We start from the raw sequence: 12,150 nt of genomic DNA, 5'->3' as shown, positions 1-12,150 counted from the left end.
CACTACCCACGAATTACGCGAATTGCTTCACCGCGGTCTTTTTGATTGTATACTGCTGATCCAGCTACAAGTACATTTGCTCCTGCTTCCACACAAAGTCTTGCTGTTTCAGCATTTACACCACCATCAACTTCAATTTCTACTTCTAGATTGCGCTCTTTCACCATGTCTGCAACTTGTTTAATTTTCGGTAATACAGAATGGATAAACTTCTGTCCACCAAATCCAGGGTTTACTGTCATAAGTAATACCATATCTATATCTTCTAATACATGCTCAATTACTGAAACTGGCGTATGTGGATTTAATACAACGCCCGCTTTAATACCATGAGATTTAATTAACTGAATTGTACGATGTAGATGTGGACACGCCTCTACGTGAACAGTAATAATATCCGCTCCCGCTTGTGCGAAAGTCGGGATATAGTTATCAGGATTTTCAATCATTAAATGTACATCTAATGGTAATGATGTAATTGGACGGATAGCTTCTACAATTAACGGTCCAATCGTAATATTTGGTACGAAATGTCCATCCATTACGTCAACGTGAATGTAATCCGCTCCGCCCTTTTCTACATCTTTAATCTCTTCCCCTAATTTTGAAAAATCTGCTGATAAAATCGATGGTGCAATTTTAATCATAACTAATACCTCGGCTTTCTCTCTCTAATTTCTTCTACGAATTGTTTATAGTTCTTATAGCGATATTCTGTAATCTTCCCTTCTTCAACCGCAGCTTTCACCGCACATTTCGGTTCAGAAAGATGTGTACACCCTCTAAATTTACAGTATTGGCTCGCTTCTTTCAACTCTGGAAAACAATATGTAAGATCTTCTACTTCTATATCAATGAAATCTAGTGAACTAAAACCCGGTGTATCTGCTACTAGTCCACTCCCAATTGCAATTAATTCTACGTGTCTTGTCGTATGCTTCCCGCGTCCTAAATGGGAGGAAATATCATTTGTTTTCAGCTCTAATTCTGGACGTAGCACATTAAGTATTGAAGATTTCCCCACACCAGATTGACCCGCAACGACAGAAACACAATTTTCTAAGTATGGTTTTAATATATCAATACTTTCTGACGTATTAATAGAAGTAAATAAAACATCATAACCCATCTCACGATAATCATTCGCATAAGCTTCAACAGTTGCTTTCATCTTTTCATCTACTAAATCCATCTTGCTAATACAAATAATTGGCTTAATGTTATGATATTCAATCAGCACTAAAAATCGATCTAACAGTCCAGGATTAAAATCTGGTTCTACTGCAGAGAACACAAGAATCGCTTGATCGACATTAGCAATAGGAGGTCTAACAAGTTCATTTTTTCGATCAAACACTTCAAGCACATAACCTTCAGTTGGATTATCTGCCTGAAAAACAACTTGGTCTCCTACAAGTGGTGTAATTTTATTTTTTCTAAATACACCTCGTCCACGACATTGCGTAACCCCTTCTTCATGCTGCACGTAATAAAACCCACTTAAAGCTTTTATAATTTTTCCTTCTGGCATAGAATTCTCCTTTTTTGTATAAGGTGATGCTGAATTTAAAAATGAATGGATTTAAATTTTCTAAATAACGATTTCAAAACCTACCATATATACTTTCGCTAATATACATTAAATTTCCCATTAAATGCAAAAAAATATTTACAGCTGCATCACGTTACTAGCTTTTTGAATCATATATTTTTGCCTGCTATACCGTCCACTTTGTAGACAGCATAACAGGCAATAATAATAAGTAGACTTTCACTATTATTGAGTTGGATATGGTACTTCTTTATCAATAATCGTTACTCCATCTCGTACAATTTTATAGTGTCCCTTTGAACCTTCTTGAATTACAAATTCTAAAGAAATAGTCGCTGATTCAGTAATTGTTCTCGTTTCAACCGGTCTATCCATTTTTTGCTGCATGTCTTCTTTATAAATTTCTATTGTTTGCGGCTTTTTTTCACCTGTTACAGCAGGCTCATATGGGATAGAGATATTGTCCAATTTTACCGTTTTAGTCACTTTAGGCTTTTGACCATCAGAGATAATAATAGTTACTTTATCTCCCTCTTTTAATGGTGTACCTGGTTTTGGAAATTGCGAAATTACAAGTCCTTTTTCGATTGTATCTGAATACTCTCGTTTTATATCTGACGTTAGTTTTCTCTCATTCAAATAACCAGTTACACTATTTTCAGTCCACCCCGAAAAGTCACCTGGTCTAATTTGATAAGGACCTTTACTTACCCAGATTTTCAGTTCTTGCTCCGCTTCTATAACCATTTGATCAGGCGTCGGAATTTGCTCTACAATTTCACCTTTCGGCTTATCATTTTCAATATAATTTACTGTAACTTGTTTATATTTTTCTTCTAACTCAGCTTTTACACTCTCAAAGTTTTGCCCTGTGAAATTCGCCATCTTACTTTTCTTTTTCCCACCTGATTGATAGATAGTAATTTTAGCGTTTTCTTTTACGACTCTTCCTGCTACAGGGTCCGTTTTTATTACATCCCCAACTTCAACATCATCTGTATATACAATATTAGGCTCCGTCACCTCAAAGCCCTTTTCTACTAATGTATTTACAGCTGTCGTGTATTTCATACCAGCCACATCAGGAACTTTCACATCTTTCGGAATAAATAATCCTGGAATAACCGTAAGCGCTAATGTTATTCCTATTGCTAAAAATAAAAATGTTGAAATTAAAACTTTAAGCCACTTGTTACTCCGTTTTTTCTTCTTATCTAACTCAGCTGCTTCTGCTCTTATCGGTTCTTCCACCTTACTCCCTTTTAAAACAATCGTTTCATCACTTACATTTTCAAATAATTGTTCTTGTTGAATAATCGGAATCGCTTTCGTCGCTTCCATATCTTCTGGTATGTAAAACGGTTGCTCATTTATCCTCTCTGGATATAGCGCAGTTTCAATATCTCGCTTCATCGCATTGGCAGATTGATATCGATGGAACGGATCTTTTGCAGTTGCTTTTAATATAATATTTTCAACACTTTGCGGAATATTTTCATTCCATCTTTTTGGTGATGGGATTTCACTTTGTAAATGTTTTAAAGCTATAGCAACAGCAGATTCGCCAGAAAACGGTTGTCTTCCTGTTAACAATTCAAACATAACTATCCCAAGAGAATAGATATCTGATTGTTTATTTGCTATTCCGCCACGTGCCTGTTCTGGTGATAAATAATGGACTGAACCGAGCACTGAATTTGTATGTGTAATTGTTGTTGCACTTGTAGCTGTCGCAATTCCAAAATCTGTTACTTTTATTATTCCATCAGCTCGAATTAAAATATTGTGCGGCTTTATATCACGATGCACAATTTCAAAATGATGGGCGTGTGCCATAGCGGATGTTAACTGCTCCATAATATCAAGAGCTTCTCCTATAGGTAACATCCCTCGCTCAATTATGTATTGCTTCAATGTTTGTCCTGGTACATATTCCATGACAAGATAGTATATACCATCTTCTTCTCCGACATCATACATATTCACAATATTTGGATGCGACAACGTTGTAACAGACTGCGCTTCTCGATGGAAACGTTTAATAAACTCTTCGTTATTTGAGTAGTCGAGTCTTAATATTTTTACCGCTACATCTCGGCCAAGTATATCATCATGAGCTAAATATACATTGGCCATTCCGCCACCACCAATCATTTTCAGCAGCTTATAACGGTCATTTAAGCGTTTTCCAATCAGCACGTTGTACTTCACCTACTTTCGTTTGTCGAACCCGCATAATCAATAAGAACAAGTGTGATATTATCTTCTCCACCGCGATCATTTGCCAATTGAATGAGACACTGCCCTTTACCTTCAAGCTGTTCATTTAACTGTAAAATTTGTCGCATATCATCAATAGAAACTTTGTTTGATAACCCATCAGAGCAAAGAAGTAATTGATCATCTTCCTCAATCACCAACGTTTTAACATCTAACCCAACTTTTTCTTCTGTTCCTAATGCTCTTAATAACACATTCTTTTTCGGATGATACTCTGCGTCTTCCTTTGAAATTTCACCATGTTTCACAAGCTCATTTACAAGCGAATGATCTTCCGTTACTAGCGTCATTTCTCCTTCTGATACCATATAGCAACGACTATCTCCTATATGCCCTATTGTCACAAAGCTTGGTGTACAAACAGCTATTATAAGCGTTGTTCCCATACCATTACATTCTGCATTTTGCTGAGCATATTCATATATACGCTCATTAATAATCCCAACACTAGTATGTAACCATTGTTCTACTTTTTTCGGCTCATTCATATTATGTGTTTGCTTCCAATAATCATGGAATAATTGAATGGCCATCGAGCTAGCTACATCACCAGCTCGATGACCTCCCATTCCATCTGCTACTACCGCTAATACATTTCCATCTAAATTGTGAAAAACTCCTGCACTATCTTCATTATGTTGACGAACTTTTCCTTTATCCGATAGAAATACGGCTTTCATCTCGTCACCTCGTCTCTTCTTTGCGCTCCTTCGCACGCAACTGACCGCAGGCTGCATCAATATCATGACCTTGTTCACGGCGAATCGTTACATTCACTCCACGATCTTTTAACGTTTTTTCGAACAAGAAAATTTGTTCACGTGGCGTACGTACATAATCACGTTCAGGTACGTAGTTTACCGGAATCAAGTTCACATGACATTTTACACCTTTTAAGAGCGCAGCAAGCTCTTCAGCATGCTCTACTTGGTCATTTTCTCCTCCAAATAATCCATATTCAAAAGTAATGCGACGCCCTGTTCTATTTACATAGTATTTAATAGCTTCCATTAAATCTGGTAATTTATAAGCACGGTTAATCGGCATTAATTTTGAACGTAATTCTGAGTTTGGAGCATGCAATGAAATCGCAAAATTAATTTGTAGATCTTCTTCAGCAAACTTATAAATTTTCGGGATAATTCCACTCGTCGAAACAGTCATATGTCTCGCACCAATATGAAGTCCTTTTTCATGGTTAATGATGCGTAAGAATCCCATTAAATTATCATAGTTATCAAATGGTTCTCCAATCCCCATAACAACAAGAGAACTTACACGTTCTTCTGTTTCATCAAGCGCACGCTGAACTTCTACTACTTGCGCTACGATTTCTCCAGCTTCTAGGTTTCGCTTTAATCCACCAAGTGTCGAAGCACAGAACGTACACCCAATACGACAACCAACTTGCGTTGTTACACAAATGGAATTTCCATATTCGTGTCGCATTAATACCGTTTCAATAGAATATCCGTCATATAATTGGAATAAGAATTTAATTGTTCCATCCGAAGACGTTTGTTTTACTAACGTTTTTAAAGTAGTAATATCAAAGGAATTCGACAATTTATCACGCAATCCTTTAGAAAGGTTTGACATATCCTCATAATTTTTTACACGTTTTTTATATAACCAATCAAAAATTTGTCCAGCACGGAACTTCGGTTCTCCTTGTTCCTTTAACCAATCTTGCATTTCATGAAGTTGTAAAGAGTAAATTGATGGTTTCTTCGTTTCTAAATTTTTCTTTTGTTTTCTTACAGTCGTTTCCATGATGCTACACCTTCTTCCTTAAACAAGCAATATAAAAGCCATCCGTCGCAAAATAATGCGGTAAAATTTGCACTTGACCTTCATCAATATACGGAGTTAATTTTTCTGGCATACGCTCTTTAAGCGTAGTATCCCATTCAAATTCAGGATGTTCTTGTAAAAATTTCTCTATTACTTGTTCATTTTCTATTTTCTCAATTGTGCACGTACTATAAACAAGACGACCGCCTTGTTTTAATAATGGTGCTATTTTTTCTAGTATTGCAATTTGAATCGTCGATAATCTTTCACTATCGCCTTTATCTTTTCCTAACTTAATATCAGGTTTACGTCTAATTACACCAAATCCAGAACACGGTGCATCTACCAATATTTTATCAAACGTTTCATTTGCAAAGTGCTCTTGCACTTTTCTAGCATCTAGCGCTTTAGTTTCGACATTTTCTAGACCAAGTCGCTCTGCTTGCTGTTTAATTAAACGTACTTTGTGTGCATGTAAATCAAGGGACATGACCTTACCAGTTCCCTTTAATCGTTCCGCGATATGCGTTGTTTTTCCGCCTGGAGCAGCACAACTATCAAGAACTGCATCTCCCGTACTCGGTTCTAAAGCGCGTGCTACAAGCATAGAACTTTCATCTTGAATAGAAAGAAATCCTTTTTTAAACGCTTCTGTATGCGCTACATTTCCTCTTTCAATCTGAATAGCATCATCTGATAAGTCACCACGTTTTGCTTCTATACCTTCACTTGCTAACAACTCAATCGCTTCTTCTACAGTTACCTTATCAACATTCACACGCGCTGTTGGTACAGGTGGTAACATGTTTACTTCGCACATTTTTTCTGCAGTTTCTAAACCGTATTCTGAAGTCCACTCTTGGACAAGCCAAACTGGATGACTTGTTGTAATTGCAAGACGTTCTACTGGATCCTTGATTTCATCTACAGAAGGTACACCTTCTCTCTGAATCGAACGTAATACACCGTTCACCATACCAGCAATTCCTTTATGCCCGCGACGCTTTGCAATCTCAACCGCTTCATGAATAGCCGCTCTTTCTGGCACTCGGTCTAAATAAATCATTTGATATAAAGATAAGCGAAGCAATACTATTACCCACGCCTCAACCTTCTTTTTTAAAAAAGGCTGTAAATAATAATCTAATGTGTCACGACGTTGAATCGTTCCATATACAATTTCAGTTAATAAACCAATATCTTTTCTATCAATTGCACTTTTTTCAATTAGATTATTTAAAAGTAAGTTGCTATATGCACCACTTTTTTCCACTTGAATTAAACCATCAAGAGCTAATTCACGAACATTTTGTCTCATGCATTTTCTCCTAACTTCGTTCCAATTTCAGGTTTTGTTCCACGTAAAAATTGTGAACAACTCATACGCTTTTTACCAGAAGGTTGCAATTCAGTAATTTTAACACCTGTTTCATTACTCGTTGCTACAACAAAACCATCTTCTTCGATTGCAACAATCGTACCTGCTTCAGCCGGTTCAGTTATAGGCACTTTTTCCCCCCACCATACTTTAACAACTTGTCCTGCTAAAGTTGTATAAGCAACTGGCCATGGATTCAATCCGCGAATGTGATTGTATACTTCTTCACCTGTTTTTGTCCAATCAATTTTCTCTTGCTCACGTTTTATATTGTACGCAAACGTTACTTCTTCTTCGTTTTGTTTAATCGGTTCTAACTTACCTTGAATTAATAAAGGCACTGTTTTAGATAGAAGGTGTGCTCCTGCTTCACTTAATTTATCAAATAATGAGCCTGTCGTTTCACGCTCTTCAATTTCAACTTCCACTTGCGTTAAGATATCACCAGCATCCAATTTTTCTACCATATACATAATTGTAATACCTGTTTTTTCTTTACCTTCCATAATTGCATAATGAATTGGTGCACCACCACGAAGTTCAGGAAGTAAAGAAGCGTGAACATTAATACACCCATACTTTGGTGCTTCTAAAATTTCATTTGGTACAATCTGCCCAAATGCAGCTGTTACAATTAAATCTGGCTCTAATGCCAATACTTTTTCATATTCATCTTTTTCACGAATTTTTAACGGCTGTAACACAGGGATACCATGTTTTTCCGCTTCAACTTTAACAGGTGTAGGTGTTAATACTTTTTTTCTACCTACTGGACGATCAGGTTGCGTCACAACACCTACTACCTCATAGCCATCTTCAATAAGACGACGAAGCACCGGCACTGAAAAGTCCGGTGTTCCCATAAACACTACTTTTATCATTTAAAAACCGCTCCTTTTAACACCTATTCTAGTTCGTTTTCTTCATAATATCTTGTCACTTTCGATGTAAATAAAACACCGTGTAAATGATCAATTTCATGTTGAATTGCACGCGCTAAAAATCCTTCCGCTTCTAATAAGAATACTTTCCCACGGCGATTTTGCGCTCTTACTTTAATATAATCGGCACGTTCTACTTCACCATAAAGTCCCGGGAAGCTTAAACAGCCTTCGGGACCTACTTGTTCACCACGTTTTTCTAATATTGATGGATTGATTAACTCGATTTTCCCAGTATCATCATCGACATCAACAACCGCTACTTGCAAGCTTACACCTACTTGAGGCGCAGCTAAACCGACTCCGTCCGCAATTAACATTGTTTCATGCATATCTTTCAACAATTTCACTAACTTTTTATCAAAGTTAATTACTCTTTCGCATGGTGTTTCTAACACTTCATTTGGATGCTTTATTATTTCTAAAACTGCCATATTTCCCTCCGCTACATTAACATTGTTGGATTAAAATCAATTGAGATTTGTAGCTCTTTTTGCATTTCTGCTTGATAATGTTCATTTACCATTTTGAGCACGTTCTTTAAGTTTGGTTCCCGTTTGTATTTTATCATGCATTGATAACGATATCTATCTTTTATCCTTGGAATCGCTGAAGCAACTGGTCCTAGCACCATTGTTTGCTGTGAGCAATGCGTTCGTAAATACGAGGCAATTTTTTCCGTCACTTGTACCGCTTTTAATAATTCTGGATGAGATACAGTTACGAGTACAACATAGTAATATGGGGGATATTGTCTTGTTCGTCTCATTTGCATTTCTTGGTCAAAAAACACATCATATTGTTGGTTCTTCGCTAACTCTATACTGTAATGTTCTGGCGTATACGTTTGAATCACAACTTCCCCTGGCAATTCATGTCTACCCGCTCGTCCACTTACTTGCGTCAATAACTGATATGTCTTTTCACTCGCCCGAAAATCAGGTAAGTGAAGCATCGTATCTGCAGTTAAAACCCCAACGAGCGTTACTTTCGGAAAATCTAATCCTTTAGCAATCATTTGTGTTCCAAGTAATATATCTGCTTTTTCTTCCCCAAACGCCTTTAATAATTTTTCATGCATTCCTTTTCGACTTGTCGTATCTACATCCATTCGAATGACTCGCGCCTCTGGAAATAGTTTTGTAATTTCTTCTTCTACCTTTTGTGTACCTGTACCAAAGAAACGAATGTATGTACTTTGACAAGCTGGACACTCAGTTGGCATATTCTCTTCGTAACTACAATAATGACATTTTAAACGATGATTCATTTTATGATATGTCAATGAAATATCACAATGCGGACATTGGACAACATACCCACAATCACGGCACATAACAAATGTAGAATGACCTCTTCTATTTAAAAAGAGTACCATTTGTTCTTTCTTTTCTAATCGATCTGCTATTTTTTCATGCAGCGCCTTAGAAAACATTGATCGATTCCCGTCACGAAGTTCTTCTCGCATGTCAACAATCTCTACCGTTGGTAAAGCTTGTTCATTCATACGTTTTTCCATTGTTAATAGTTCATAAACACCTTTTTTCGCCCTTGCAAACGATTCAAGTGTTGGTGTCGCACTACCAAGAACGATAGGACATTTATGATATTGTCCTCTCCAGACAGCTACATCTCTTGCATGATACCTCGGATTATCTTCTTGTTTGTAACTTGATTCATGCTCTTCATCAATAATAATAATCCCTAAATTCTCAAAAGGCGCAAAAACAGCTGAACGCGCACCAACTACAACTTTCACTTCTTTTCTTAAAATCTTACGCCACTCGTCATACTTTTCTCCAACAGACAACGCACTATGAAGAACTGCAACTTGCGAGCCAAACCTACCTTTAAAACGATCCACCATTTGGGGCGTTAGTGCAATTTCAGGAACAAGAACGATAGCTTCTTTTCCTTTCTTGAGCACTGCTGCTATAGATTGTAAATATACTTCTGTCTTTCCACTTCCTGTAACACCATATAGTAAAAATGGATTATAAGTTTCATTTGTAATTGATGATAAAATCGGTGTAATAACTTGTTTTTGTTCCTCCGTAAGTGGAAATGGTTTTGTTTGTTCAAAATCATCATCGTCATACGGATTTCGGTATACTTCCACATACTTTTCTGAAATGAATCCCTTTTTAACAAGTGCTTTTATTGGAGCATCTGTTATTTGTAACTCTTCTGTAATTACTTTCAACGGTGTACTTTTATAATTTTCCACAAAATAATACAGTACATCTTGTTGTTTTTTACTTTTCAGTTCAAATGCCGCTAATTCCAATTTATCTTCTGGCAACTCCGGCTGAACCACTCTTTGCTTCTTCTTTTGTACTTTATCTTTCACCTGATAAACGACTTCAACCGTACCATTTTTAATTTCTTGTTGAATAGTTCGGTATAAATGTGGCTGTTGCTCGATTACTTCAAAATCAATTGCTTCTTTATCCTGAAATAAATATAGTATTTCAGGTGCTATTTCTTCCTGTTTACAAAGTTGTAGACGTTTTTTATACGTTGCTTTTATCGCAGTTGGAAGCATCACTTGAAAAGCTGAAATCATGTAGCATAACGTTTCACTTGTAAGCCAATATCCAAGCTTTAATAATTCATCATTTAAAACCGGTGTTACATCTAATATTTCATGGATTGTCTTTAACTTCTTACTTTCTACATCCACCGAATCTTTAATCCCAATAATAAAACCTTGCAATTTTCTTGGCCCAAACGGAACTACTACACGCATTCCTGTCTGTACAATATCTTCCCATTTTTTAGGAATAATGTAATCAAATGGTCGATCTGTCTGACGGGCAGGTACATCAACAATTACACTTGCAAATTTCATAAACGATCATCTTCTAACATCATTTCAATTTGCTTCAATATTTCACGAGCTACCTCTTTTTTCATTAAAAGTGGCAACTCAATAACTTTTCCATCTTTTCTATACATTGTTACAATATTCGTATCCGTGCCAAATCCAGCTCCTTGCGCTTTTACATCATTCGCGACAATCATATCTGCATTTTTCTCACGTAGTTTTTTCGTTGCATATTCCTCTACATTTGTCGTTTCAGCAGCAAAACCGATAAGTAACTGTTTATCCTTTTTCTGACCTAATGTTTTTAAAATATCCACCGTTCTTTCAAGTTCAATGACAGCATCACCATTTTGCTTTTTCATTTTATTCTCATGCACATATTTCGGACGATAATCTGCAACTGCTGCTGTTTTAATGACAACGTCTACGTTTTGATAATGTTGAAGAACTGCTTCTAACATATCTTGTGCAGATTCCACTTGCACTGTCGTTACATGTAACGGTGGATTTAATGCTGTCGGTCCTGAAACGAGTATAACATCAGCGCCTAAATTCGCTGCCACTTCCGCAATCGCATACCCCATTTTCCCAGAAGAAAAATTCGTCATAAAACGAACTGGATCAACCTTTTCACGTGTTGGGCCAGCAGTTATTAATATTCTTTTTCCCTGCAATGGTTTGTGTTCTGAGAAAGCTTCCTCTAACCGTGCAATAATTGCTTCAGGTTCTTCTAGTCGTCCCTTCGCTACATATCCACATGCTAAAAAGCCTTCCCCAGGCTCAATAAATGTATATCCTAGCGTTTTCAATGTCATCATATTTTTTTGAACTATTTTATTTTCATACATATGCACATTCATAGCAGGCGCAATCCATACCGGAGCTGTAGTAGCTAACAAAGTAGTTGTAATCATATCATCTGCAATACCACCAGCTAACTTTCCAATACAATTGGCAGTAGCAGGTGCGACAAGTACAACATCCGCCCAATCTGCTAAATCAATATGAGCAATAACAGCTGAGTCTTTCTCATCGAATGTATCCGTATATACATCATGGCGAGAAAGCGCTTGGAATGTAAGAGGCGTAACAAACTTCATTGCCGACTCACTCATCATTACTTTGACAATCGCGCCAGATTGTGTCAATTTACTCGTTAACGCAGCTGCTTTAAAAACCGCAATGCCTCCTGTTACACATAAAAGTATCTTTTTCCCTTTTAGCATATGACTCGTCCTCTTTCTTTTTCAAACTTATAATACTGAAATAGAATTCTCAGCTCGTCAGTACCGATATTTCATTCCTTTCGTAAAAAAATAACAACCTACTTGTAAATAGGTTGTTACCGTTACATAGAAAATTATAAAGTCTATGTTTT

The 12,150-nt window shown here is 36.7% G+C and carries 10 protein-coding genes; all 10 read right to left on the bottom strand.

Features of this window, described 5'->3' with window-relative positions:
• Window positions 1-2: 2 nt before the first annotated feature.
• The gene (rpe, locus tag MR136_RS04480) at window positions 3-647 is read right to left on the bottom strand and encodes a ribulose-phosphate 3-epimerase (RefSeq protein ID WP_000589974.1); all 645 of its coding nucleotides are present in this window, start codon (window positions 645-647) and stop codon (window positions 3-5) included.
• 2 nt (window positions 648-649) lie between these two features.
• The gene (rsgA, locus tag MR136_RS04475; protein ID WP_017672860.1) at window positions 650-1,531 is read right to left on the bottom strand and encodes a ribosome small subunit-dependent GTPase A; all 882 of its coding nucleotides are present in this window, start codon (window positions 1,529-1,531) and stop codon (window positions 650-652) included.
• Window positions 1,532-1,777: 246 nt separating this feature from the next.
• Complete coding sequence (gene pknB / locus MR136_RS04470) at window positions 1,778-3,751, bottom strand: Stk1 family PASTA domain-containing Ser/Thr kinase (protein WP_017672859.1); 1,974 nt, start codon at window positions 3,749-3,751, stop codon at window positions 1,778-1,780.
• Between the two features lie 8 nt (window positions 3,752-3,759).
• Window positions 3,760-4,512 (bottom strand): Stp1/IreP family PP2C-type Ser/Thr phosphatase, encoded by a 753-nt coding sequence (locus MR136_RS04465; protein WP_000648703.1) that lies wholly within the window; start codon window positions 4,510-4,512, stop codon window positions 3,760-3,762.
• Between the two features lie 4 nt (window positions 4,513-4,516).
• Complete coding sequence (rlmN, locus tag MR136_RS04460) at window positions 4,517-5,605, bottom strand: dual-specificity RNA methyltransferase RlmN (protein ID WP_000450540.1); 1,089 nt, start codon at window positions 5,603-5,605, stop codon at window positions 4,517-4,519.
• A 4-nt stretch (window positions 5,606-5,609) separates the two neighbouring features.
• Entirely contained in the window at window positions 5,610-6,944 is a 1,335-nt protein-coding gene (gene rsmB, locus MR136_RS04455; protein ID WP_242259261.1) for a 16S rRNA (cytosine(967)-C(5))-methyltransferase RsmB, read from the bottom strand.
• A complete protein-coding gene (gene fmt, locus MR136_RS04450; protein WP_000598804.1) occupies window positions 6,941-7,885 on the bottom strand; it encodes a methionyl-tRNA formyltransferase in 945 nt (314 codons plus the stop codon). The genes rsmB and fmt overlap by 4 nt, the downstream gene beginning before the upstream one ends.
• Before the next feature lie 23 nt (window positions 7,886-7,908).
• Entirely contained in the window at window positions 7,909-8,379 is a 471-nt protein-coding gene (def, locus tag MR136_RS04445; protein ID WP_000279455.1) for a peptide deformylase, read from the bottom strand.
• Window positions 8,380-8,390: 11 nt separating this feature from the next.
• Window positions 8,391-10,796, bottom strand: coding sequence for a primosomal protein N' (gene priA / locus MR136_RS04440; RefSeq protein WP_000666720.1), 2,406 nt, complete (start codon window positions 10,794-10,796; stop codon window positions 8,391-8,393).
• The gene (gene coaBC, locus MR136_RS04435; protein ID WP_000911750.1) at window positions 10,793-11,998 is read right to left on the bottom strand and encodes a bifunctional phosphopantothenoylcysteine decarboxylase/phosphopantothenate--cysteine ligase CoaBC; all 1,206 of its coding nucleotides are present in this window, start codon (window positions 11,996-11,998) and stop codon (window positions 10,793-10,795) included. The genes priA and coaBC overlap by 4 nt, the downstream gene beginning before the upstream one ends.
• Window positions 11,999-12,150 lie beyond the last annotated feature (152 nt).

Origin of the sequence: Bacillus cereus group sp. BfR-BA-01311 (assembly GCF_022664295.1) — a bacterium.
Classification (GTDB): Bacteria; Bacillota; Bacilli; order Bacillales; family Bacillaceae_G; genus Bacillus_A; species Bacillus_A cereus.
This window is presented reverse-complemented; position numbering and strand designations above follow the sequence as displayed.